Genomic DNA, 24,731 nt, shown 5'->3' with positions numbered 1-24,731 from the left:
ACTATTTTGTTTGAACACCCCAGAATTCTTGCGTAGCTTGAAGGGGCTGAAACAAGGCAACGGCCAATGAGGCGGGCGACTCACGCAGAGCGGAGGCTGTGCGCCCAGAGCTTCGGGCCAGAGGGAGGATATATGACGATTGTGAGACCCCTGACGGGGCTGACGGCGCTTGCGCTGGCTTTGGCCCTTGGTATCGTGCCGGCAACCCGCGCCGCACAGGCGCAGGCCACGCCCGACAATTTCATCGTGGCCGTGGCCGAAGAGCCCGACACGCTGGACCTGACCTCGACCTCGCACGCGCCGGGTGGTCGGATCACGCTGGAGAACATCACCGAAGGCCTGTGGCGCACCACGACCGACGGCGAAGTTGTGCCGGGGCTGGCCTCGTTCGAAGCGTCACCCGACGGGATGATGATCACCTTCCACCTGCGGCAAGACGTGGTCTTCCACTCGGGCGACCCGTTCACCGCCGAGGATGTGGTCTTCAGCCACGAACGCATGACCGAACGCGCGCCGCAATATGCGCGCCGGGCGCGCAACGTCGATCATCTTGAGATCGTCGATCCCTATACCGTGCGGATGGTCTTCAGCCGCCCCGACGCCGGGCTCTTGCCCGCGCGCGGGTTCTCGATTGCGTCGAAAGCCTATTTCGACCGCGTGGGCGAAGAGGAATTCACCCGCCACCCGGTTGGCACCGGCCCCTATGAATTCGTCAGCTACACGCCCGGCTCCAACATGGTCCTGCGCCGCTTTGACGGCTACTGGGGCGACGCCGTGCAGGTCGAAAACGCCACGTTCCGCTTTGTGCGCGAGGCCTCGACCCGTCTGGCGCAGTTGCAGACCGGCGAAGTCGGCATGACCATGGACGTGCCCTATACCGACGTGGAATCCCTGCGCAGCGCGGGTTTCGGGCTGGAGTTCCTGAACGCCCACCCGACCGTGGGCATTCAGTTCCAGACCACCAATCCCGATGTGCCGTGGCATGACCCGCGCGTGCGTCAGGCCTTTGCCTATGCCATCGACCGCGAAGCGATCATCGGCGGCTTGCTGCAAGGCGTGCCTGCAGTGTCCGAGGCCGTGACCGAAGGCGAGCTGGGCTATGATCCCGCGCTTGAGTTCCGCGCCTATGACCCGGCCCACGCGCGGCAACTGCTGGCCGATGCGGGCTATCCCAATGGCTTCGACATGCCGTTCTACATCTGGGGCGGGGCGTTCGCTGGCTTGCGCGAAACGGCGGAAGCGGTGGTTCTCTATCTGCAGCAGGTCGGCATCAACGCCGATGTGCAGACGCTGGAGGCCTCGCAATTCCTTGGCATGCTGCGGGAGGTTTCCGGCTCTGAGGACGGCGTTTACGTTGGCATCAGCGCGATGCCCTGGGCCAACCAGAGCGACCCGATCGAGGCGCTGACGGTTGCCTTCTATGGCCGCTCGCCCTTTGCGCCCTACCGCAACGCCGATGTCGATACGCTGATCGCGCAGGCCAACACGCTGCTGGACCCGGCCGAGCGCGGCCCCGTGCTGCAGCAGATCTTCGCGCTGATGTACGAGGATGCGGCGCTGGTGCCGCTGTGGAACTTCGTCGCCGTCTATGCGCAGGCCGAAGGGGTCGAGTTTACCCCGACGCAGCGCTGGTTCCCGGTGGTGCAGCTGCGCGATGTCAGCTTTGACTGAGTAACTGACCGAGCGACTGGCGGCGGGCCACACCGGCCCGCCGCTCCCCAAGACCTGAAACGCGGAACATTCCCATGACCGACCTGTCCAGCGCCGAGCCGATCTGGCTCAAAACCATGACCCCCCAGCTGGAATTCGCCTTTGCGACCAAGGTGATCGTCAATCCCGCCCGCGCTTTGGGCAACCTGCACGGTTCGGGCACGCGGTTGATCATGACCGTCGGCGGCGGCACCGTCGAAGGCCCCGCGATCCGCGGTACGATCCTGCCGGGTGGCACCGAATGGCCGCTGGTGCGCCCTGACGGCGTCGACAGCATCGACGCGCGCTATTCGTTTGAAACCGACGATGGCACATTGGTGAACATCCGCAACACCGGCTACCGCGTGATCCCCAAGGCCCTGCGTGACAACATGAAGGGCGAGGTGATCGACGCCAGCCAGTATTATTTCCGCACCTATTCGGTGCTGGAAGCGCCACAGGGCAAATACGACTGGCTGACGCGCAATGTCTTCGTCGGCTTTGGCGAGCGTCACCCCGAGATCCTGCATCTTTGGTACTACAAAGTTCTCTGACGCCATGGCCGATTACGACTACATCATCGTCGGTGCCGGGACTGCGGGCTGCGTGCTGGCCCGCCGGTTGAGCGAGGACCCGCGCAAGCGGGTTTTGCTGCTGGAAGCGGGCGGTGGCGACACGCACCCCTATCTGCGCATGCCCCTGGGTTTCATGAAAGCCCTGCGCACGCCCCGTTTCACCTGGCCCTACTGGTCCGAGCCCGAGGCGCAGACCGGCAACCGCCGCGTGCCGATCCCGCGCGGGCGGGTGATGGGCGGCTCGTCCTCGATCAACGGCATGTTCCACATTCGCGGTCATCGCGGCGACTATGACGAATGGCGGGATCTGGGCTGCGCGGGCTGGGGCTATGACGATGTGCTGCCCTATTTCAAACGCTCGGAAACCTCATGGCGCGGCGAAGGGCCGTATCATGGCGGTGACGGGCCGGTGCAGCTGAGCCGCATCCACAATGTCGGGCTGTTCGAGGAGGAGCTGCGGCAGGCCTATGCCGACGCGGGCTATGCCCTGACCGACGACTACGACGGCGAAGATCAGGAGGGTTTCGGCCCCGGCCAGATCACCGTCGACAAACGCGGTCGCCGCGCCTCGGCCGCGCGGGCTTATCTGACGGCGGAAGTCCGCGCGCGGCCCAATCTGGCGATCCTGACCCGCGCCCTGACCGAACGCCTGCTGTTCGCGGGCGAGCGGGTCAGCGGCGTTGTGGTCCGCCACGGCGGTGGCGTGCACGAGATCACGGCGGGCGAGGTGATCCTGTCCGCCGGGGCCTATAACACCCCGCAACTGATGATGCTGTCGGGCCTCGGCCCCGCCGCGCATCTGCGCGAGCACGGCATCCCCGTGCGCGCCGATCTGCCGCGCGTGGGGCAGGACCTGCTGGAACACCCGCGCCTCGATCTGGTCTATCAGGCCGCGCGGCCCGAAACCTTCTCGCGCCAGCTGCGCTGGGACCGCGCCGCGCTGTCGGCGCTGCGCTGGTGGGTCAGCGGGACGGGGCCGTTCTCCAGCCACGTCTGTTCCGGCTCGGCGCAGTTGCGCGTGACCGAAGGCGTGGACCGGCCCGACATCCAGATCCTGTCCAGCCCGGTCGCGATCCGCGCCGATCTGTGGTTCCCGGGCCTGACCCCGCCGCCGCCGCATGCGTTCTACGCGTCGATCTGTCTGCTGCACCCCAAAAGCCGGGGGCATATGGAACTGCGCTCAGCCAGCATCACCGATGCGCCCAAGGTCTTTCTGAACCTGCTGAGCGACGACGAAGACGTCGCCACCTTGCGCCGGGGCCTGAAAGCCGCGCGGCATGTCTACGACATGCCGACCCAAGCCGCGCTGATGGCGCACGAATTGCAACCGGGCGCGCCGCTGCAAACCGACGCCGAGATCGATGCGGCGATCCGCGCGCAGGCCGGTGTCACCCAGCACCCGGCGGGCACTTGCCGCATGGGCGTCGATGACGCCGCCGTCCTCACCTCCGATCTGCGCGTGCGCGGCGTCGCGGGGCTGCGGGTTGCGGATGCGTCGATCATGCCAACGATCCCCGGTTCGAACATCAACGCTGCGGTGCTGATGATCGGTGAAAAAGCCGCCGATCTGATCAAGGGCGCGGCGTGATGCACGCGCCCGCTTTGCCCTTCCCTTCGTCCTATGACGACCTCGCGCTGTGCGTCCCCCAAAGGACCGGCGCCCCGACCTCAGGAGACGCACGGTGACCACCACGGACGCCCCGCCCCTCACCTCGCCCACGCTGCGCCGCGCCAAGCGGCGGCTGACCACGCTGTTCGGCCTGCCGATCATCCCGGTGCTGCTGCTCGCCCCCATGGTGATCTGCGGCCTGTTTGGCCCATGGATCTGGCCGCATGACCCGCTGGGCATCAGCTTTGGCATCCGCCTGCTGCCGCCGCCATGGCTGGAAGGCGGCAACTGGAGCTATATTCTGGGCACCGACCAGTTCGGCCGCGACCTGTTCAGCCGGTTGATCGAAGGCGCGCGGATCGCGCTGATCGTCTCGACCGTCAGCGTCTCGGTCGCGGCGGTGATCGGCACGGCGGTCGGCATGATGGCGGGCTATTACGGCGGGGTCATCGACATGATCCTGATGCGCATTGTCGATGTGAAAATGTCGATCCCGCCGGTGCTGCTGACCATCCTGATCGGCGCGGCGCTGGGCGGCGGGCTGGCGACGATCCTGATTTCGATCATTCTGGTGTTCTGGGCCGATTACGCGCGAGTGATCCGTGGCGAGACATTGGCGCTGAAACGCACAGGCTACGTGCAACTGGCCAAGGTGGCCAATGTCAGCGACCGGCGGATTTTCCTGCGCCACCTGCTGCCCAACCTCGCCCCCACCTGCATCGTATTGATGACGCTGCAATTCGGCGCGTCCTTGGTGATCGAGGCTGCGATCACCTTCATCGGTCTGGGCATCCAGCCGCCCGCCTCGGCCTGGGGCCTGCTGGTGGCGGATGGGCGCACGTATCTGTCGACCGCCTGGTGGATTCCCACCTTCGCCGGTCTGGCCATCGCGCTGACGGCGCTGGGGGCCAACCTGCTGGGCGACTGGCTGCGCGATTATTTCGACCCGAAACTGAAGAAACGGTAAGCGCCATGCTGAACTATATTCTCAAACGGCTGGGGCTGGCGGCGATCACCATCTTTGGTGTGCTGCTGCTGATCTTCATCGCCGCGCGCGCCTCGGGCGACGTCACGCTGCTCATGCTGCCGCAGGATGCGACCGATGAGATGATCGCCGCCTTCCGCGCCCAGCACGGGCTGGATCAGCCGGTCATCGTACAGTTCTGGCAGTTCCTGATGGGCATGCTCGGCGGCGATTTCGGCACCTCGCTGCGCTATCAGCGACCTGCCATCGAAGTGATCCTGCAACGTCTGCCCGCCACGCTGGAGCTGACGCTCTCGGCCTTCGGTCTGGCGCTGGTGCTGGGTGTGACGCTGGGCATGCTGTCGGCCTATTGGCGCGGTTCGGTGTTTGACCGGGTGATCCGCGTCGTCGCGATCATGCTGCAATCCATGCCGGGTTTTTGGCTCGCGATCATGGCGATCCTCGTCTTTGCCGTGACGCTGGGCTGGCTGCCGACCTCGGGGCGCAACGGCTTTCTGTCGCTGATCATGCCCGCCGTCACGCTGGCCACATTCCCGCTGTCGGGCATCCTGCGCATGACGCGCTCGTCGATCCTTGAGACGATCGAAAGCGAATACGTCAAATTCCTGCGCATCAAGGGCGTGCCCGAAAGCACCATCCTGTGGCGCCACGCCCTGCGCAACGCGCTGATCCCGGTGATCGCGCTGTGCGGCTTGCAGCTGGGCAACCTGATGGGCGGCGCGGTCATCACCGAGACGATCTTCAACTGGCCCGGACTGGGCAGTCTGATGATCGAGAGTTTCGTCAGCCGTGACTATCCGGTCATTCAGGTTGGCGTGTTGTTCATCGCGACGATGCTGATCCTGCTCAATCTGGCGGTTGATCTGCTGTTCTGCGTCGTTGACCCGAGGATCCGTTACGCATGAGCTTTGACCAGACCACAATCGAACCGCTGCTGGCTGTCAGCGACCTCTCGGTGGAAATCGAAGGCCGCGAAGGCCGCACCGTGCGCGCCGCGCGGGGCCTCAGCTTCTCGGTCGGCAAGGGCCGGGTGATGGGCGTCATCGGCGAAAGCGGCAGCGGTAAAAGCATGACCGCGCTGTCGGTGATGCGCCTGCTGCCGCGCGCCGCCAAGGTGACCGGCGGGCGGGTGATGTTTCAGGGCGAAGACCTGCTGACCAAATCGCCGCGCGCCATGCGCAGCTTGCGTGGCCGCGCGATTGGCATGATCCTGCAAGACCCCTCGGTGTCTCTGGACCCGCTTTATTCCGTCGGCGATCAGATCGACGAGGCGCTGCGCATGCACGCCCGCATGGGCAAGGCGGAACGCCACGCCCGCGCGGTCGAGTTGCTGACCTCAGTCGGCATCCCCTCGCCCGAGGACCGGCTGGACCAGTACCCGCACGAGATGAGCGGCGGCATGTTGCAACGCGTGGTGGCGGCGATTGCGATTGCGCTGAACCCGGCGCTGCTGATCGCGGATGAGCCTACAACGGCGCTGGACCCCACCATTCAGGTGCAGGTGCTGGATCTGCTGGCAGGGCTGCGCGACCGGCTGGGCATCTCGATCCTGCTGATCACCCATGACTTCGGCGTCGCGGCGCATATCTGCGACGACATCATGGTGATGTATGCCGGTGAAGTGGTGGAAATGGGCCCTGTGCGCCAGATCTTCGACCGCCCGGCGCATCCCTATACCCGCGCGCTGATGCATTCCTCGGGCGCGCCCGAAGGGGGCAACCGGCTGCCGACCATCGACGGATCGCCGCCCGATCTGGCCGACCTGCCGCCGGGCTGCGCCTTTGCACAGCGTTGCCCGATGGTGCAACCGCGGTGCCGGGCCGAAGCCCCGCCGCGCCGCGCCCTGACCCCGGACCACAGCGCCGCCTGCTGGCGCAGCGAGGAGATCCCGGCATGAGTGATCTGTTGTTGGAAACCCGCAACCTGAGCAAGCACTTCTTCTTTCGCAAGGGCCTGCCCTTCGCGCGCTCGAAAAGCGTGATCCGCTCGGTTGATGGCATCAACCTGCAAGTGCGCGCCGGGCAAACCTTTGGTCTGGTTGGCGAAAGCGGCTGCGGCAAGTCCACCACCGCACGGCTACTCTTGCGGCTGATGGAGCCGACCGAGGGCGAAATCCTGTTCGACGGCGCGCCGGTGCATCAGGCGACGGGGCCTGCGCTGAACGCGTATCGCAGCAATATCCAGACGGTGTTTCAAGACCCTTATGGCTCGCTCAACCCGCGCATGAAGGTGCGCGAGATCATTGCCGAGCCGATGATCGCCACCGGCCGTTTCAGCCGCACGCAGATTGACCACCGGGTGGCTGAACTGCTGGAACTGGTCAACCTGAGCCCGCGCATGGCGCAGCAGGGACCGCACGAGTTTTCCGGCGGGCAGCGCCAGCGCATCGCCATCGCCCGCGCTCTGGCGCTGAACCCACGGCTGCTGATCCTGGACGAGCCGGTCTCGGCGCTGGATGTGTCGGTGCGCGCACAGATCCTGAACCTGCTGGCCGACTTGCAGGACGAACTCGGGCTGGCCTATTTCATGATCTCGCATCATCTGGAACTGGTCGCCAGCATGTGCGACTGGATCGCGGTGATGTATCTGGGCCGCATCGTCGAACAGGGCCCGGCGCGGCAGATCGCCGACAACCCGCGTCACCCCTACACCAAGGCGCTGTTTGCCTCGGCGCTCACGGTCAATCCGGGGCCGCTGAAAACCGAACAGCGCAAGATCGAGGGCGAGGTGCCGTCGCCCCTGAACCCGCCCAAAGGCTGCCATTTCCACCCGCGTTGCCCGCTGGCGATGGATGTCTGCCGTCAGGTGGCACCCCCCAGCGTGCCGGGACCGGACGGGTCCGTGGCGACCTGCCACGCCCTGACGCAGAGCGTCGCGGCTTAGCGCGGGTCGGCGGACGGCACGAGGCCGTCTTGCAAGAACTGAGCGGCGCGCTGGGTGACGGCGCGCTCGCTCGCCACGCGGCTCAGCGAGTCGTTGGACACCAGAAACAGCTGCATCAACCGGCCGAACTCGGCGGCATCGTCGCCCAGCACCGCCAGCGCCCGCAGGCTGGCAGCGCGCGCCAGTGGCAGCGCGGTTTCCACCAGCGTCCGGCCTTCATCCGTCAACTGCAGCAAACGGCGGCGGCGGTCGCTGGGATGCGGGGTGCGGTCCAGATGTCCCCGCCGCACCAGCTCGGTCACCACCGACGCCGCGGTCGAGCCATCCAGCGCCAGCCAACGCGCCAGCGCGATCTGCTCCAGCGGCTCGGCCACCTCGACCACGCGCAGCACGCCGTAGCGGCGCGGCGTCAGGTTCACCGGCTGGCAGCAGTCGATGAACGCGGCCTCCAGCGTCTGATGCGCCCGCCGCAGCAGGAAACCAAAGGCGGTGTACAGACCGAAATGCCCCGGAAAATCCTCGGCGAAAGCCTCTTCGGTGCCGAAATGGACGGTGCCATCCGGGCGGATCCATTCGGGCGGCGAGGCAGGAACATTGTCGATCAGCCGCTGAAGCAGCGATTGCAGCGTTGCCTCATCCTGGGGCGTGAAGGCATGCAGCAGCTTGCCCTTGTTGGTCATCGCGAAATCGCGCGCCAGCTGGGTGCAGGCCATGCCGGCGCGGGTCGCCGTCACCTCATTGCGGCGGGCATCACGGGCCGAGCGTTCGCAGCGCAGAAAACCGTGCTGTGCCAACCCGTTGACCACCATGGACGCGGTGGTGCGGTCCACGCCGATACGCCGCGCAAGGGTGATCTGATCAATGCCGGGGCAATCGCAGACAACCACCAGCGAGGACATCTGCGTCGGCGTGATGCCCAGCGATCCCAGATCCTCGACAAAGGATGCGTTCGAGATCTGATGCGCGCGCCGGATCATGTAACCGGGGCGCGTATAGAACGTATCCAGCGTGGCCGCGATGCGCTGCGCTTCGGCATCGACCGGCTCTTGGGTCAGCGCCGCAAGCAGCGTGTCAGCATTGGCAGTTGCGTTCATCCCGGGCCCTGATCATTCCACGCGCAGTGTCATCTGATGATTTCTCTGTCGATTGGCGGATTTGCCCCCCTATGGCAAGGCTAAAGCTCCCAAGTCTGGCGCTTTGTCACCGCCTGTGGCCTTGAAGGCAACGGCGCTGCAGCGCGGCAAAGGGGTGCTTCTGCCGTTGGATCGCAGCAAGGAACAAATACGGGTCCCGTATATTCATTTCTTGACTCACTAATCCATCAGACATATGACGAATAAGGCCGGTCTGTGGTGCAACGCGTCGCAGAGATCCGGCCCTTGCGGCGGCAAAACAGGGGGCGGGAGACCCTTGCGTCGCGGGATCAGCGAATGGGAGGAACACCATGACAGTGAGACGCACCGCCTCTGCGGTGGCGATGGCACTTGGCCTCACGGCCGCCAGCTTTGCCCCCGCTCTTGCCTCGGACGACATGTTCGTCGTGGCGATCAACCACCAGCCCGACACGCTGGACCCGACGATTTCGGTCAACACCGTGATCTCGCGCCCGGTTCTGGAAAACATCATCGAGCCGATGGTCGGTCTGGATGCCCAGGGCAATCTGGTGCCCGGCGTCCTGTCGTTCGAATACTCGGACGAGGGCCGCATCCTGACGCTGCGTGTGCGCGAAGGCGTGACCTTCCATTCCGGCGATCCGCTGACCGCCGACGACATCATTTTCAGCCACGAACGCACGGCGGAACGCTCGCGCATCTACCAGTCGCGCCTGCGCAATTTCGACCATATCGAGCGCGTCGATGACATGACCGTGCGCATGGTCTTCAGCTCGGCGGACGTCACCTTCCTGCCGCCGCGCAACCTGTCGATCGTGTCCAAGGCCTATTACGACCGCGTGGGTGAGGACGAGTTCGTCTCGCACCCCAACGGCACCGGCCCCTACCGCTTTGTCAGCTATACCCCGGCGCAGGAAATGATCCTTGAGGCCAACCCCGACTACTGGGGCGGTGAGCCTGACGTGAAGCATCTGCGCTTCGTGTTCGCCGGTGAGGACAGCACCCGCGTGGCCATGCTGCGCGCTGGCGAGGCTGACCTGATCCTGAACGTCCCGTTCATGGAGCGCGACCGCCTTGAAGCCGACGGCTTCACCACCGCACAAATCGCGGTCACACCGACGGTTTCGGTTCAATTTACCCTCAACAACCCCGATGTGCCCTGGCATGACGTGCGCGTCCGGCTGGCGGTTGCCCATGCGATTGATGCCGATGGTATCGTCGAAGGGCTGTTCCACGGCGTTCCGGGCCGCCACCCGCGCTTTGCGCCCGGCGAAGTCGGCTATGACGAGACGCTTGAAAACTACAGCTACGATCCGGCGCTGGCACGGCAGTTGCTGGCCGATGCAGGTTACCCCAACGGCTTTGATATGCCGCTGATCTGGTGGCACGGCGAGAACTCGGGCCTGCGCGAAACGGCCGAGGCTGTGGCGCTGTATCTTCAACAGGTCGGCATCAATACGCAGGTCTCCAGTCTGGACGTGCCCGATTTCGTCGGCCGCCTGCGCGCCGCGACAGCGAACCCGACGACCGAGGATTGGGTCGGCATCACGCCCACTCCGATGGCCGAATATTTCGACCCGACCATCGCGCTGGCCTTCACCTATTGGTCGGCCTCGCCCTTCTCGCAATACCGGAACGAGGCGTTTGACGCGCTGGTGGCACAGGCCGTCCAGACCGTCGATCCCGAGGTTCGCGGCCCGCTGGTGGTTGAGGCAACGCGCATCCTGCACGACGACGTGCCGCAGATCTCGCTGTGGAACAACATGGCCGTCTACGCCATGCGCGACGGGGTCCACTATAACCCGCCGCCGCGCCATCTGGTCCGCGCGATGATCTCTGAAGTGACGCTCGACGATTGATCTGGCGGGCGCCGGGCCTGTCCCGGCGCCCCCTTGCCTTGACGGGGAACTGCAATGAACGAACCGGGTCTGGAATTCGTGTTTGAAGCCACCGGCGGCGTCAGCCCGCCGCAGGTTATCGGTCCGGTGCCCACAGGGCGGCGGCAGGTGATCCCGATTGATGCGGGCGGCCCCTTCGTTGGCCCGGACATCAGCGGCCATATGGTCAGCGGCTTCGACTGGCAGCTGATCCGCGCCGATGGCGTGACCGAAGTCGACGCGATGTACCTGCTGGAAACCGACGACGGCGTGCGCATCGAGTGCCGCAATCGCGGCGTTCGCCACGGCCCGCCGTCCGTCATGCAACGCATGATGCAGGGGCAAGAGGTTGATCCGGCCGAATATTATTTCCGCACCACCCCCGTCTTCACCGCGCCCGAAGGCCGCTACGACTGGCTCAACCGCAGCGTCTTTGTCTGCACCGGCGCGCGCTATCGCGACGGCGTGAAGGTGCGTTTTTACCGGGTGACCTGATCGCCCCTTGCGGCCCGCGCAGCGCGCGGCCTGACCCCACAGAACAGCGAGACGATCATGCAGGCTTTTCCCAACCATCCCAGCTTTCAGGGCTTCAACAAACCCTCGCGCATGGAGGCCGACGTCAAGGATCTTGAGGTCATCGGCGAGGTTCCCAGCGATCTGGACGGCATCTTTTTCCGCGTCGCTCCCGATGCGCAATTTCCGCCCCGGCTGGGCAACGACATCCCGTTCAACGGCGACGGCATGGTCTCGTCCTTCCGGTTCAAGAACGGGCGCGTCGATTTCAAGCAACGCTACGTGCGCACCGACAAGTTCAAGCTGGAACGTGAGGCCGGCAAGGCCCTGTTCGGCGCCTACCGCAACCCGCTGACCGATGATGAAAGCGTCAAGGGCGAGTATCGCGGCACTGCCAACACCAACGTCGTCGTGCAGAACAAGAAGCTCTGGGCGCTGAAAGAAGACAGCCCGCCGGTGATGATGGACCCCTGGACACTCGAGACCGAGGGCTACAGCGATCTGGGCGGCCAGATCACCAGCCAGACCTTCACCGCCCACCCTAAATTCGACCCTAACACGGGCGATATGTGCGCGTTTGGCTATGCGGCCAAAGGTCTGATCACCCGCGACATGGTTTACTATGAGATCGACCCGCAGAACAAAATCAAGCACGAGGTTTGGTTCGAGCTGCCCTATTACTGCATGATGCACGACTTTGGCCTGACCGAGGATTACGCCTGTTTCCACGTCGTCCCCATCGTCAGCTCATGGGAGCGTCTGGAAGCCGGGCTGCCGCATTTCGGTTTTGATACCACCAAAGAGGTCTATCTGGGCATCCTGCCGCGTCGCGGTGATGCCAAGGACGTGCGCTGGTTCAAGGCCCCCAACTGCTTTGCCAGCCATGTGATGAATGCCTTCAACGACGGCGAGAAGGTCTATTTCGACGTCCCGATGGCCAAGAACAACGGCTTTCCCTTCTTCCCCGATGTGCACGGGGCCGAGTTCAACCGCGCCGAATCCGCCGCCCGCATGACTCGCTGGTGCGTGGATCTGGGCAGCAAGTCGGACGGGTTCCATTCGATGGTGCAGTTGTCCGATTTCATCGGTGAATTCCCCCGCATCGACGACCGCTATGCCTCGATGCCCTACCGCCACGGCTACATGCTGGCGCAGGATTTCGCGCGCCCGCTGGAGCTGCCCAATGGCCGCTCGATGTCGGGCCTGATGACCAACGTCCTGGGCCACATGGACCACGCCACCGGCGAGACCAAAAGCTACTGGACCGGCCCGACCTCGACCCTGCAGGAACCCGCCTTCATCCCGCGCCCCGGCAGCATCAACGAGGGCGACGGCTATCTGGTCGCCATCGAGAACATGCTAGCCGAGCATCGCTCGGATCTGGTGCTGTTCGATGCGCAGCGCGTCGATGAAGGCCCCATCGCCCGCATGCCGCTGGAACTGCGTCTGCGCGGCGGGCTGCACGGCAACTGGGTGCCATCGTCGATGCTGCCCGAGGCCCCCGCCGCATGACCACCGGCTACGATGTCATCGTTGTCGGTGCCGGGTCGGCGGGCTGCGTGCTCGCCGCCCGCCTGTCCGAAGACCCCGCACTGCGGGTGCTGCTGGTCGAGGCGGGCGGGTCCGAGCGCACGCCGGTCGTCTCGATGCCGCTGGCGTGGTTCAAGGCGATGAACACGCCGTCGCTGGGCTGGGGCTATGAAACCCAGCCCGAACCCTACGCCGACAACCGCCGCATCCCCGTGCCGCGCGGCAAGGTGATCGGCGGGTGCTCGTCGATCAACGGAATGATGTATTCGCGCGGCGCGGCCAGCGACTACGATGGCTGGGCGCAAAAGGGCCTGCGCGGCTGGTCGTTTGACGACGTGCTGCCGTATTTCAAACGGTCCGAGAACCACTGGGCGGGTGCGTCCTCGCACCACGGGGCAGGCGGGCCACTGAGCGTGGCCGCGCACCAGCCCGACGCCTACGTCCACCCTCGCCTGCAACAGACCGCGCAGGCGATGGGCTATGCGCTCACCGATGACTTCAACGGCGCGCAGCACGAAGGCTTCGCCACGCCCGAATTCAACACGCATCAGGGCCGTCGCGGCTCGACCGCCGCGCGGTTCCTGCGCCCGGCGATGGCGCGCGGTAACCTGACGGTTCTCTCCAAGGCGCTGGTCAGCCGCGTGCTGATCGAAGCGGGCCGCGCCGTGGGGATCGAGGTGCAGACGGGCGGCGCGGTCCAACGGATCACCGCCACCCGCGAAGTCGTCCTCTGCGCCGGTGCCTACGGCTCGCCGCAAATCCTGATGCTGTCCGGCATCGGCCCGGCGGACGAACTGCAAGCAGCGGGCATAACACCCCTGCACGACCTGCCCGGCGTTGGCCGCAACCTGCAGGAACACGCCTCGATCGCGCATTTCTATCAGGCCTCAGGCGATTTCACCTTTGACCGCGAGCTGCGGCTTGACCGCATGGCCCGCTCGGTCCTGCGTTGGGCCGCGAATGGCTCGGGCCCCGTCGGGGGACTGCCGGTCGGTTTACAAGGGTTCGTGCGCACGCGCGAAGGTCTCGACCGGCCTGACCTGCAACTGCTGATCAGCCCGCTGGCGATGAACAACCACGTCTGGGTGCCCGGCCTGCGCCCCTCTGTCGGTTCGCGCTTCTCGGTCGCCAGCGTGCTTTTGCATCCCGAAAGCCGGGGCTGGGTCAAGCTCGCCTCGAACGATCCCGCCGCCAAACCCTTGATCCAGTACAACCTTCTGCAAGCCGAGGCCGACCGCGCCGCGTTCCGCCGCTATGTCCGGCTGGTGCGCGATTTCTTCGCCACCGAGCCCGCCGCCAGCATGGTCACCCGCGCCATCCTACCCCCCGACGCACTGCAATCCGATGCCGAGATCGACAGCTTCGTCCGCGCCGCCGTGCGCACAGCGATGCACCCGACCTCGACCTGCGCGATGGGCACCGGGCCGGATGCTGTGCTCGACGCCGAGTTGCGCGTGCGCGGTATCGACGGGCTGCGGGTGGCCGATTGTGCCTCGATGCCCGACATTCCCGGTGGCAACACCCAGGCCCCGGCCATCATGATCGCGGAAAAGGCAGCCGACCTGCTGCTGGGCCGCACGGCCCCCGCCCCTCAACACATGGAAGACGCATGACCGATCCTTTGGCGCTCACCTATGAGCATGCTTTCGACATCCAGATCAACTTTGACCGCCGCTGGTCCACCGGGCCGATCTATGGCGGTGCTGTGCAGGGCTATACCTCGGTCGGCGAGGGCAGCGTGATCACCGGCCCGCTGCTGAACGGCAAGCTGGTCGATTATTCCGGGGCCGACTGGCCCGTGGTGCGCGCCGATCACGTGGTCGAGCTGAACGCGCATTACATGATCGAGGCCGACGACGGCGCGCTGATCTACATCCGCAATCTGGGCTACGTACACCGCCCGCTGCGCACACAAGGGCAAGGGCCGGACGAGCCCGCCGATGTCCCCGCCTATTTCCGCTGCACGCCCTATTTCCGCGCGCCCGAGAATGGCCCGCATGCCTGGCTCAACCGCACGGTGATCGTCGGCGTCGCGCAGCGCCGCCCACAGGTCGATCCCAATGACCCGCCCGACCATTCGCTGTTTCGCTACTACGCCATTCGCTGAGGTGATCCGATGACCCAAGACCCCACCATCCCCCTGCGCGCGGCTCTGGCACAGGCCCCGGCGCAGCAGTTCATCGACGGCGATTTCCGCACACCCTGCGGCGACGGGCTGATCGACATCCTCGACCCCGCCACCGGCGCGCTGCTCTCGCAGGCCTCGGCCGGTGAGGCGGCGGATATCGACGCGGCGGTGAAGGCCGCGCGCCAAGCCTTCGACGATGGCCGCTGGTCGGGCCTGCCCCCCGCACGGCGGCAGGATATGTTGCTGAAACTGGCAGATCTGGTCGCCGCCGATGCCGACGCTCTGGCGCTGACCGAGAGCCTCGATAACGGCATGCCGCTGATGATGGCCAAGATGGGCGGCGTGATGGGCGCGGTCGGCATGCTGCGCTATTTCGCCGGTTGGGCAACCAAGCTGGGCGGCGAGACGATCACGCCCTCATGGCCCGGTGAATGGCTGGGCTACACCCGGCGTGAAGCCGTCGGCGTGGTCGGCGCGATCACCCCGTGGAATTTCCCGCTGGTCATGGCCGTGGGCAAACTGGCCGCCGCACTGGCCGCTGGCTGCACCGTGGTGCTGAAACCCGCCGAGCAAGCGCCGCTCTCGGCCATGCGCCTCGCCCGGCTGGTGGCTGAGGCAGGCTTTCCGGCGGGTGTGGTCAACATCGTCACCGGCTATGGCCATCAGGCCGGGGCCGCGCTGGTTGCGCATCCCGGCGTGGACAAGATTTCCTTCACCGGCTCCACCCTCGTCGGCCAGCAGATCCTGCGCGAGAGCGCGGCGACGATGAAGCGCGTCACGCTGGAACTTGGCGGCAAATCCCCCACCTTCATCTTCGGCGACGCGGACCTTGAGCGCGCCATCCCCGCCGCCGCGATGGGCATCTTCGGCAATGCAGGGCAAGTCTGCGCCGCCGGCTCGCGCCTGTTCGTCCACACCAGCGTTTTTGACCGCGTGGCCGAGGGGCTGACCGCCCGCGCGCAATCCTTGCGCGTCGGGCCGGGCACCGATCCGGCGACCGAGATGGGCCCGCTGATCAGCGCCCGCCAGCGCGACCGGGTGGCCAGCTATATCGAGGCCGGGCGCGAGGCGGGCGTCAGCCTGCTGGCCGGTGGCAACACCAAGGGCGACGCGGGCTATTTCATCGAGCCGACGATCCTGCTCGAACCCGGCGCCGATCTGAGCGTCTCGCGTGAGGAAATCTTCGGCCCGGTCCTGTGCCTGATGCGCTTTGGTGACGACGATCTCGACACCATCGCAGCGCGCGGCAACGATTCGCAGTACGGGCTGTCCTCGGCCATCTGGACCCAGGACATCACCCGCGCGCACAAGCTGGCCAACCGGCTGCGCGCCGGGACCGTGCGCATCAATGGCTCGGGCCCGCCCGATCCGGCGCTGCCGCTGGGCGGCTTCAAGGCCTCGGGCTTTGGGCGTGAAAACGGGCGCGCCGGGCTGGAAATCTATACCGAGTTGAAAACCGTCACCGTGGCGCTGACCTGAGGAATGACCATGACAACCATCACCGGTTCGCAGGATTACCCGCAACTCAAGCTGCACATCGACGGCGAATGGCTGGGCGCCGAGGGGCGCCGCAGCTTTGAGGTGCGGCACCCGGCCACGGGTCAGGTGCTGGCCGAACTGCCGCTGGCCAATGCCGCCGATCTGGACCGCGCTTTGGAGTCCGCCGACAAGGGCTTCAAACTCTGGCGCAAATCGACGCCCGAGGAACGCGCCGCCGTGCTGACCGGGGCCGCGCGCCTGCTGCGTGAGCGGGGTGAGATGATCGCCCGCAACGCCACGCTGGAAGAGGGCAAGACCCTGCAGGAGACCAAGATCGAGCTGCACGGCTGCGCTGATCTGTTCGACTTCTACGCCGCCGAAGCCAAGCGCATCTATGGCCGCGTGCTGGTGCGCCCGGATGGTGAACGGTCCTTGGTGATGAAAGAGCCGGTCGGCCCCGTCGCCGCCTTCGCGCCGTGGAACTTCCCCATCCACAACCCCGGCCGCAAGCTGGGCGCGCCCATCGCGGCGGGCTGCTCGGTGATCCTGAAACCGGCCGAGGAGGCCCCGGCATCCGCCATGGCCGTGGTGCAGGCGCTGCTCGACGCGGGCCTTCCGCGCGGCGTGTGTCAGCTGGTGTTCGGCGTGCCCGATGAGGTCTCGCGCCATCTGCTCGCCTCACCCGTCATCCGCAAATGCAGCTTCACCGGCTCGACCGTGGTCGGCAAGCACCTGATGAAACTGGCGGCTGACAATGCCTTGCGCACCACGATGGAGCTGGGCGGCCACGCGCCGGTCATCGTGTTCGACGATTGCGATTTCGACCGTACCGTCGATCTGCTGGCGATGGCGAAATCGCGCAACGCCGGGCAGGTCTGCGTGTCACCGACGCGCTTTTATGTGCAGGACGGCATCCACGACCGCTTCGTCTCGGCCCTCAGCCAGCGGCTGGCGGCGATGCGGATCGGCGACGGGCTGGACCCGGCCACACAGATGGGCCCGATGGCCAATGCCCGCCGCCCTGAGGCGGTCGAGGGCCTGCTGGCTGACGCCACCTCGCGCGGCGCGCGGGTGCTGACGGGGGGTGAGCGGATCGGCAATCAGGGTTACTTCTTCCAGCCAACCGTCCTGACTGACCTGTCGCTCGACGCGCGGATCATGAACGAAGAGCCGTTCGGCCCGGTGGTCGCCGCCGCCCGGTTTCAAAGCTTTGATGAGGTCGTCGAGCAAGCCAACCGTTTGCCCTTTGGTTTGGCCGCCTATGCGTTTACCGAGAACGGGCGCATGGCGAACCGGATCGGGGCCGCGCTGGAGGCCGGGATGGTCGGCATCAACGTGATGCGCATGGCCTATGCCGATGCGCCGTTTCAGGGCGTCAAACACTCGGGCCACGGGTCCGAGGATGGCCCCGAAGGACTGGCCGCCTGTCTGGTGGTCAAGAGCATTCACCAACACTGAGAACGGGCCCCAACAGGCCCAAAAGGGAGGACTACCATGAAGATAGACATGCTGATCGCGGGCAAATCCGTGGGTGCCGACAGCGGCAAGACGTTTGATCGCCGCGATCCGGTGACCGGCGACGTTGCCACCACCGCGCCCGCCGCCACCGCCGCCGACGTGCCCGCCATCATCGCCGCCGCGCAGGCAGGCTTTGACGTCTGGTCCAAGACCGGCCCGAACGAGCGCCGCCGCATCCTGAACGCCGCCGCTGATATTCTGGCGTCGAAATCGGCTGAATTCACCGAACTGATGACGGCCGAGACCGGATCGACCGGGCCGTGGGGCGGGTTCAACGTCTGGTTCGCGTCGGGCATCCTACGCGAGGCGGCCTCGATCACCACGCAGATCAAGGGCGAAATCATCCCGTCCGACAAGCCCGGCTGCATGGCCATGGGTCAGCGCCGTCCGCATGGCATCTGTCTGGGCATGGCCCCTTGGAACGCGCCGGTCATTCTGGGCGTCCGCGCCGTGGCGGTTGCGCTGGCTTGTGGCAACTCGGTGATCCTGAAAGCCTCGGAAATGTGCCCGGCCACGCACCTGCTGATCGGCACCTGCTTTGCCGAAGCCGGGCTGCCCGATGGCGTGCTGAACGTCGTCACCAACGCGCCCGAGGATGCCGCTGGCCTCGTCGCCGCGCTGATCGAACATGACGCGGTCAAGCATGTGAACTTCACCGGCTCGACCGGCGTGGGCCGCATCATTGGCCGTCTGGCTGGTGAGAACCTCAAACCGGTGCTGCTGGAACTGGGCGGCAAGGCCCCGCTGATCGTTCTGGACGACGCCGATCTGGACGGCGCGGTCAACGCGGCGGTGTTCGGCTCGTTCATGAACCAGGGCCAGATCTGCATGTCGACCGAGCGGATCATCGTTGACGAGAAAATCGCCGACGCCTTCGTCGCCAAACTGGCTGAACGCGCCGCCGCCCTGCCGGTCGGCAACCCGCGCGGTCAGGTGGCGCTGGGCTCGCTGATCACCCAAGGGGCGGCGGAAAAGATCGACGCGCTGGTCGCGGACGCTGTGTCCAAGGGCGGCAAACTGCTGGCCGGTGGCAAGCGCGACGGGGCGATCGTTCCGGCTGGTGTCATCGACGGCGTGACCTCGGAAATGCGCATCTACCGCGAGGAAAGCTTTGGCCCGGTCAAATCGGTGATCCGCGTCAAGGGCGACGACGAAGCGGTGCGCGTGGCCAATGACACCGAATACGGGCTGTCCTCGGCTGTCCATTCGCGCGATCTGAAGCGCGCCATGGCGGTGGCCGAGCGGGTCGAGAGCGGCATCTGCCACATCAACGGTCCGACCGTCTCGGACGAGGCGCAGATGCCCTTTGGTGGCGTGAAAGCCTCGGGTCACGGGCGTTTTGGCGGCAATGACGGCATCACCGAGTTCACCCAGATGCGCTGGATCACCATCGAAGATCCGCACCAGCACTACCCGATCTGATCGGACGTGAACGGCAGGTCGCGCCCCGGCGCGGCCTGCCTGCAGGTGGCACCAGTCGGGTGCAGAAAGGGCGGCCCAAAGGCCGCCCTTTCGCGTGTCTGACGTGTTCCCCCGCCAACCCGGGGGGCGTGCCGGATCAGTCTTTCTTGATCGTCTTGTCGTAATAGGGCACCGGCGCGATGGTGGCGCGGATCTCGGTCAGCTCGTGCTCTTCGACCGTGCTGCGGCGGCTGTTCGGCTCGCCCCAGAGCAGCGTCACCTCGTTGCCGACCACGGCGTGCTCAATGTCCATCAGCGCCGTCGACAGAACCGCACCGGCGTTCGACGAGTACGACATCCAGTTCGACACACCGACCGGCTTGCCGTTCGAGAGCACCTGATCCGCCTGAAACGACGAATACATCGGCACCGGCAGCGAGATGAACTTGGTGCGCGGCCCGTCGGTGCGCAGCGAGTTCTTCAGCACGCGGAACACATCGTCATTGTTCCAGATCAGCGTCATCTTGCGGCGCTTCTGGTTCAGCTTCAGCTCTTCCAGCGCGGCCCGACCGATGAAATCGTGGTCGAAGTTCACCAGATTGCCGTAACCCACTTCATACGGCTCGACATAGTAATCGGCGATCTTGTCCGAGATATAGCTGCCGCCCAACGATCCGGCGGCCTCGAACGACTGGGCCGGGATCCAGGCGCGATATTCGGCCATGTCGTCGGTTTCATAGATCGCGGGCAGCGGGCGCGGCATCCAGCCGCTTTCCTGCGCGGCGGTGCCATAGGTGACCGAGCCCGCCTTGCGCAGCTTGTATTTCGCACCGACACGCTCGACCGCCTCACGCACCGCAGCCTGATCGTCCCAGTCGCCGTACACCTCAAAACCCGGCGTTCCGGCCATGCCATGCCGCACGGCGCGCACATCGCGACCAGCGATCTTGAAGGCACCCATATGGAAGAACTTGATGTCCGGCAGCGTGCCGTCGGTCACTTCCTGCATCAGGGGCAGCGCGTTGGGGCCCTGCACCTGAAAGCGGAACACATCACGCCGGGCGCGCGGGCGGATGAAATTCTCGTCGCGGGTGGAGGTGACGTTCAGGTCGGTTTTGGTTGCGTTGAACTCAACCCAGTTCGCCGCTGTGGGCGGGCCGACGACGCGCATGAAATCGTCTTCCTCACGGAACACCACCGCGTCCGAGATCATCCGGCCGTCGGGGCCGCACATGACCACCTGCTTGGCGCGCATGGTGGTGAAATTGTCGTGCCGGTTGGTCGACAGGCGCGACATGAACTCCAGCGCATCGGCCCCGCGCACATGCACTTCGGTCATGTGATAGGTCTGCTCCAGCAGCGCGACGCTTTCTTTCCACGCGCGCTGTTCGTCGCGCCAGTTGGTGAATTCAGCCGGGATGCCCGGAAAGATCGTGGTGCCCAGCTGCGACGAGCGCAGCAGGTTGATCGCGCCGCCTGCGGTGTCGAGCGCGTCTTGCAGCGTCGCCGGGGCGAAGGTTTGGGGTTTGTTCATCGGATCCTCCCTGGTGTCTGATGGTGCGCGGCTTTCTGGCCCGGCGCAGTCTAATGTTTCGCAATGCGAAAATTCTTGCTTATAACGAAAAGTACGGAGCGGTTTAGGCTCCGTCAAGCCTGTTCGCGTGACGATACACGTAAATTTCGCGCTCAGTCGCCCAGCACCGCCCGCAGCGTTGGATAACGGGCCAGTTGAAGGGCAATCGACGACGCAACGGCGCGCAGCTCGTGCAGGCGTTCGCTGACCAGCGCCTCGGGCGCGACCATGCCGCTGTAGCCCGAGCTGTTGATCGCGGCGACGGTGCGACCCTCATCGTTGACGATGGGCACGGCAATGGCGGTGATGCCATAATCCAGCTGATCCACCGTCGTCGCATAGCCCTGCTCGCGCACGCGCAGCACCTCTTCGCGCAAGGCCCCCTTGTCGGTCAGCGTGCGCGAGGTCAGCGGCACCGGCGTCAGCCCCTCAAGCCAGCGGTCCAGCGCGTCATCGGACAGTCCCGCCAGCATCACCCGGCCAATCGAGGTGGCAAAGGCAGGATAGCTGGCCCCCACCACGGCCGAGGCGCGCCGGGCGCGCTGCTGCGAGTAATGCGCGACGTAGATCACGTTGTGATCGTTCAGCGTCCCGACCGAAGCCGCATCGCCAAACGTCTCAACCAACCGCCGCAGATCGGGCAGGATGATCTCATCCACCCGCGTGGCGAAATAGAACGACGAGCCCAGCGCCATCACCTTGGGTTTCAGGTGAAAACGCTTGGCGTTCTGGCCGACATAGCCCAGCTCGATCAGCGTGATCAGACCCCGCCTCGCCGCTGCCGGAGAAACGTCCACCCGGCGCGCGACCTCGGACAGCGTCATTTCGCTGTGGCTGGCATCGAAGCTCTCAAGGATCGCGATGCCCTTGGCCAGAGCCTCGACAAAGCCCGCTGGTCTGTTTTCGTCGTCGCTCACAGCGTCTTAACCCTCTGGTGCCAGCACAAAGTCGAATTCGATCACGGCATCAGGCTTCTTGTCCAGCGTGTAGCCCAGCTTGTCGATATCCTTGGCCGGTTTCAGATCGGCAATCAGCGACTGCCGGACGCCGAACACTGCGTCATTATCCAGATATTCGGTATTCTTGAAGAAGATCTCGGTGGTGATCCCGGCCATACCCGGCGCAGTCACGATGAAATGCATATGCGGCGCGCGCCAGGCGTGGCGGGTGCCCGCCCGCAGCAGCACACCGACCGGGCCGTCATAGGGCACGGTATAGGGCTTGGGCAGCACGGTGGTGTAATAATAACGCCCGTTTTCATCGCAGGTAAACTTGCCACGCAGGTCGTATTTGTCCTGCTCGACCTCTTGAATAGGATAGGTGCCGGTCGCGTCCGCCTGCCAGGTGTCGATGGTCGCGCCGGGCAGCGGGTGGTGCAGCGTGTTGCTGACCTTGCCATGCACCAGCACCGTCACCCCATCGCGGTCATCGGCCAGATTGCCGCCCAGTTGCTTGACCGGTGCGTTGTCCAGATAGAACGGCCCAAGGTTCGAGCCCTCGGTCGCGCCGCCCTTGGTGTTGATCATATCGACCAGCGAGGACCAGCCCAACACGTCGGACAGCAGGATGAACTCGTGGCGCTCAGGCGTCGAGATCTTACCGCAGTCGTAGAGGAAGTTGAGCACCCCCATCCATTCCTCATGGGTGACGTTCTGCTCGCGGGTGAAGTCGTGCAGATGCTCGACCAGACCGTGCAGCAGGGATTCAAACCGGCTGCCCGGCTCGGTCTTGAACGAATCCTTCACCGCCTGGGTGATGGTGAACTGGTTGATATCCTTCACGGTGCCTTCTCCCTCATTCGCACGTCCGGCAAGGGCCGAACAAAGTGGCTTGACGAAGCCTAATCTGCGCCCGTAGTCTTCGGCAAGAGAAAAAAGTTTCGCAATACGAAAAGAATGACATGCGCATTGGAAAACAAACCGACGCCTATACGGCGATCGCCACATCGGACGCCCATTCGATCACGGTGCGCGGCCGCGATCTGTGCCATGACCTGATCGGCAAGATCGGTTTCACCGACTACTTCTGGCTGCTGGTGGTTGGTGAAATGCCCACCAGCGCCCAGAGCAAGATGCTGGACGCCTGTCTGGTCTCTATCGCAGAACACGGGCTGGTGCCCAGTGTGCAAGCAGCGCGTATGACCTTGGCTGCAGGACCGGAATCCTGGCAAGGCGCGATGGCGGCGGGGCTGCTGGGGATGGGCACGGTGGTGGCCGGGTCGACGGAAACGGCGGGGCGGTTCCTGCATGAGGTGCTGACCGGCGCGACCGACGGCGATATCGCCGCCTCGGCGCAGGATCACGTCACGCAGCTGAAGATCGAACGCAAGAAGGTACCAGGCCTTGGTCATCCGCAACACGCCGAAGGCGATCCACGCGCGCTGCGTCTGCTCGAGCTTTGCGATGAGCTGGGCCTCTCGGGCCGCTATGTCGAAACCCTGCGCGTGCTGGGCGAGCAAGCCCCCGGCATCATGCACCGCCCGCTGCCGGTCAACGTCTCGGGCGCAATCCCGGCAGTGATTCTGGATGCGGGCTGGCCGCTTGAAGCGCTGAAAGCCGTGCCTCTGCTGGCCCGCGCGGCGGGGCTGTCAGCCCATCTCTATGAGGAAAGCCTGCGCTCGATTGGCTTCATCATGTCCAACCATGCCGATCTGGCGATCTCGTATGACGGAGAACGCTCTGGCCGCGAAGAGCAGGAGCCCGGCGCATGAAGATCCTGCAGAATATCCGAGTGGTCGAGCTGGGCACCTATATCACCGGCCCCGCCGCCGCGATGCATCTGGCCGATCTGGGCGCGGATGTGATCAAGGTCGAGCTACCGGGCTCGGGCGATCCGTTCCGTGCGTTCAAGGGCGGGCTCTATTCACCGCATTACCAGACCTATAACCGCAACAAGCGCTCCATCGCGCTGGACACGCGCGGCGAGGAAGATCGCAAGACCCTGCACGAGCTGATCGCCACGGCGGATGTGTTCATCCAGAACTTCCGCCCCGGCGTTGCCGAAAAGCTGGGCGCCGGTGAGGCCGAGCTGCGGGCGATCAACCCCGGCCTGATCTATTGCGCGATCTCGGGCTTTGGTCCCTCTGGCCCGGCGATGAACCGGCCCACCTTCGACTCCGTCGCGCAGGCGGCTGCCGGGTATCTGCGTCTGCTGACACCGCCCGAGAACCCCCGCGTGATCGGCCCGGCAATCGCCGATTCCGTCACCGGCCAATACGCGGCGATGGCGATTCTTGCGGCGCTGGTTGAGCGGAAGGAGGGCAGCACCGGGCGGCGCATCGACATCTCGATGCTCGAAGCCATGTGCCATTTCAATCTGGACAGCTTCACGCATTATTACAGTGCGGGCGAAGTCATGGGGCCGCTGTCGCGCCCCGTCGTCTCGCAGAGCTATACGTTTGCGTGCGCCGACGGCAAGTGGATCGCGTTCCACCTGTCCTCACCCGTAAAGTTCTGGGAGGGGTTGCTGGAGGCCACCGGCCTGCAAGCCCTGAACGACGATCCGCGCTTTGCCGAACGGCCCGCCCGGATTGATCATCAGGACGAGCTGATCGCAGCCTTCGCCCCGGTCTTTGCCACCAAAACCCGCGACGACTGGTGCGCGGCGCTGGAAGCGGCGGGCGTGCCCTATTCCGCCGCCTATGACAGCGACGAAGCGCTGGAAGATCCGCAGGCGCGCCATCTGGGGATCAAGGTGCAGGTGCCCGGCGTCATGGCCGATACCTTCACCACCGTACGCGCGCCCTACAATTTCGACGGTCAGGCCGAGACCGATCTGCTGCCACCGCCGATCCTTGATGCCCATGGCGACGAGATCCGCGCCGAACTGAAGGCGCGGCGCGGCTGACAGGCCCGCCGTG

At 65.4% G+C, this 24,731-nt stretch carries 21 protein-coding genes; 17 read left to right on the top strand and 4 right to left on the bottom strand.

What is annotated here, in order from left to right:
- Positions 1-132: 132 nt before the first annotated feature.
- From EAE28_RS12580 to EAE28_RS12550, 7 genes are all read left to right on the top strand, one after another.
- Positions 133-1,671 (top strand): ABC transporter substrate-binding protein, encoded by a 1,539-nt coding sequence (locus tag EAE28_RS12580; RefSeq protein WP_164736624.1) that lies wholly within the window; start codon positions 133-135, stop codon positions 1,669-1,671.
- Positions 1,672-1,745: 74 nt separating this feature from the next.
- Positions 1,746-2,243, top strand: coding sequence for a DUF3237 domain-containing protein (locus EAE28_RS12575; RefSeq protein ID WP_127106719.1), 498 nt, complete (start codon positions 1,746-1,748; stop codon positions 2,241-2,243).
- A 4-nt stretch (positions 2,244-2,247) separates the two neighbouring features.
- Positions 2,248-3,852, top strand: a complete 1,605-nt coding sequence (locus tag EAE28_RS12570; protein WP_164736623.1) for a GMC family oxidoreductase — start codon at positions 2,248-2,250, stop codon at positions 3,850-3,852.
- A gap of 94 nt (positions 3,853-3,946) precedes the next feature.
- A complete protein-coding gene (locus tag EAE28_RS12565; protein WP_127106715.1) occupies positions 3,947-4,840 on the top strand; it encodes an ABC transporter permease in 894 nt (297 codons plus the stop codon).
- A 5-nt stretch (positions 4,841-4,845) separates the two neighbouring features.
- Entirely contained in the window at positions 4,846-5,763 is a 918-nt protein-coding gene (locus tag EAE28_RS12560) for an ABC transporter permease (RefSeq protein ID WP_127106713.1), read from the top strand.
- Positions 5,760-6,755, top strand: coding sequence for an ABC transporter ATP-binding protein (locus tag EAE28_RS12555; protein WP_127106711.1), 996 nt, complete (start codon positions 5,760-5,762; stop codon positions 6,753-6,755). Before EAE28_RS12560 ends, EAE28_RS12555 begins: the two co-directional genes overlap by 4 nt.
- Positions 6,752-7,741 (top strand): ABC transporter ATP-binding protein, encoded by a 990-nt coding sequence (locus tag EAE28_RS12550; protein ID WP_127106709.1) that lies wholly within the window; start codon positions 6,752-6,754, stop codon positions 7,739-7,741. The genes EAE28_RS12555 and EAE28_RS12550 overlap by 4 nt, the downstream gene beginning before the upstream one ends.
- Here the strand turns inward: EAE28_RS12550 and EAE28_RS12545 are convergent.
- The gene (locus EAE28_RS12545; protein WP_127106707.1) at positions 7,738-8,835 is read right to left on the bottom strand and encodes a MarR family winged helix-turn-helix transcriptional regulator; all 1,098 of its coding nucleotides are present in this window, start codon (positions 8,833-8,835) and stop codon (positions 7,738-7,740) included. The two genes, EAE28_RS12550 and EAE28_RS12545, sit on opposite strands and share 4 nt — an antisense overlap.
- 350 nt (positions 8,836-9,185) lie before the next feature.
- Between EAE28_RS12545 and EAE28_RS12540 the strand changes: the two genes are divergently transcribed.
- The 8 genes from EAE28_RS12540 to EAE28_RS12505 are packed head-to-tail and all read left to right on the top strand — an operon-like array spanning position 9,186 to position 19,320.
- On the top strand, positions 9,186-10,712 hold the full coding sequence (locus EAE28_RS12540) for an ABC transporter substrate-binding protein (protein WP_127106705.1): 1,527 nt from the start codon (positions 9,186-9,188) through the stop codon (positions 10,710-10,712).
- A 54-nt stretch (positions 10,713-10,766) separates the two neighbouring features.
- Positions 10,767-11,225 carry a DUF3237 domain-containing protein gene (locus EAE28_RS12535; RefSeq protein WP_127106703.1) on the top strand — a complete coding sequence of 153 codons (459 nt, stop codon included), beginning with the start codon at positions 10,767-10,769 and terminating at the stop codon, positions 11,223-11,225.
- 57 nt (positions 11,226-11,282) lie between these two features.
- Complete coding sequence (locus EAE28_RS12530) at positions 11,283-12,755, top strand: lignostilbene-alpha,beta-dioxygenase (protein ID WP_127106701.1); 1,473 nt, start codon at positions 11,283-11,285, stop codon at positions 12,753-12,755.
- Complete coding sequence (locus EAE28_RS12525; protein WP_127106699.1) at positions 12,752-14,386, top strand: GMC family oxidoreductase; 1,635 nt, start codon at positions 12,752-12,754, stop codon at positions 14,384-14,386. Before EAE28_RS12530 ends, EAE28_RS12525 begins: the two co-directional genes overlap by 4 nt.
- Entirely contained in the window at positions 14,383-14,880 is a 498-nt protein-coding gene (locus tag EAE28_RS12520; protein ID WP_127106697.1) for a DUF3237 domain-containing protein, read from the top strand. Before EAE28_RS12525 ends, EAE28_RS12520 begins: the two co-directional genes overlap by 4 nt.
- Before the next feature lie 9 nt (positions 14,881-14,889).
- Entirely contained in the window at positions 14,890-16,380 is a 1,491-nt protein-coding gene (locus EAE28_RS12515) for an aldehyde dehydrogenase family protein (RefSeq protein WP_127106695.1), read from the top strand.
- A gap of 9 nt (positions 16,381-16,389) precedes the next feature.
- The gene (locus EAE28_RS12510) at positions 16,390-17,838 is read left to right on the top strand and encodes an NAD-dependent succinate-semialdehyde dehydrogenase (RefSeq protein WP_127106693.1); all 1,449 of its coding nucleotides are present in this window, start codon (positions 16,390-16,392) and stop codon (positions 17,836-17,838) included.
- Between the two features lie 36 nt (positions 17,839-17,874).
- Positions 17,875-19,320, top strand: coding sequence for an aldehyde dehydrogenase (locus tag EAE28_RS12505; protein ID WP_127106691.1), 1,446 nt, complete (start codon positions 17,875-17,877; stop codon positions 19,318-19,320).
- 136 nt (positions 19,321-19,456) lie between these two features.
- On the opposite strand, the gene EAE28_RS12500 is transcribed toward EAE28_RS12505, so the two are convergent.
- The 3 genes from EAE28_RS12500 to EAE28_RS12490 form a co-directional block, all read right to left on the bottom strand.
- Complete coding sequence (locus EAE28_RS12500; protein ID WP_127106689.1) at positions 19,457-20,833, bottom strand: aminomethyltransferase family protein; 1,377 nt, start codon at positions 20,831-20,833, stop codon at positions 19,457-19,459.
- Between the two features lie 152 nt (positions 20,834-20,985).
- Positions 20,986-21,789: an IclR family transcriptional regulator domain-containing protein gene (locus EAE28_RS12495; protein ID WP_127106687.1), complete on the bottom strand. Its 804-nt coding sequence runs from the start codon at positions 21,787-21,789 to the stop codon at positions 20,986-20,988.
- Positions 21,790-21,795: 6 nt separating this feature from the next.
- On the bottom strand, positions 21,796-22,653 hold the full coding sequence (locus tag EAE28_RS12490) for a dioxygenase family protein (RefSeq protein ID WP_127106685.1): 858 nt from the start codon (positions 22,651-22,653) through the stop codon (positions 21,796-21,798).
- A gap of 119 nt (positions 22,654-22,772) precedes the next feature.
- On the opposite strand from EAE28_RS12490, the gene EAE28_RS12485 reads away from it, so the two are divergent.
- A complete protein-coding gene (locus EAE28_RS12485; RefSeq protein ID WP_127106683.1) occupies positions 22,773-23,582 on the top strand; it encodes a citryl-CoA lyase in 810 nt (269 codons plus the stop codon).
- Entirely contained in the window at positions 23,579-24,718 is a 1,140-nt protein-coding gene (locus tag EAE28_RS12480) for a CaiB/BaiF CoA transferase family protein (RefSeq protein WP_127106681.1), read from the top strand. Before EAE28_RS12485 ends, EAE28_RS12480 begins: the two co-directional genes overlap by 4 nt.
- Positions 24,719-24,731: the final 13 nt, after the last annotated feature.

Origin of the sequence: Pararhodobacter zhoushanensis, assembly GCF_003990445.1 — a bacterium.
Classification (GTDB): Bacteria; Pseudomonadota; Alphaproteobacteria; order Rhodobacterales; family Rhodobacteraceae; genus Pararhodobacter; species Pararhodobacter zhoushanensis.
The sequence above is the reverse complement of the archived record's forward strand: the minus strand, read 5'-3'. Positions and strand labels throughout refer to the sequence as shown.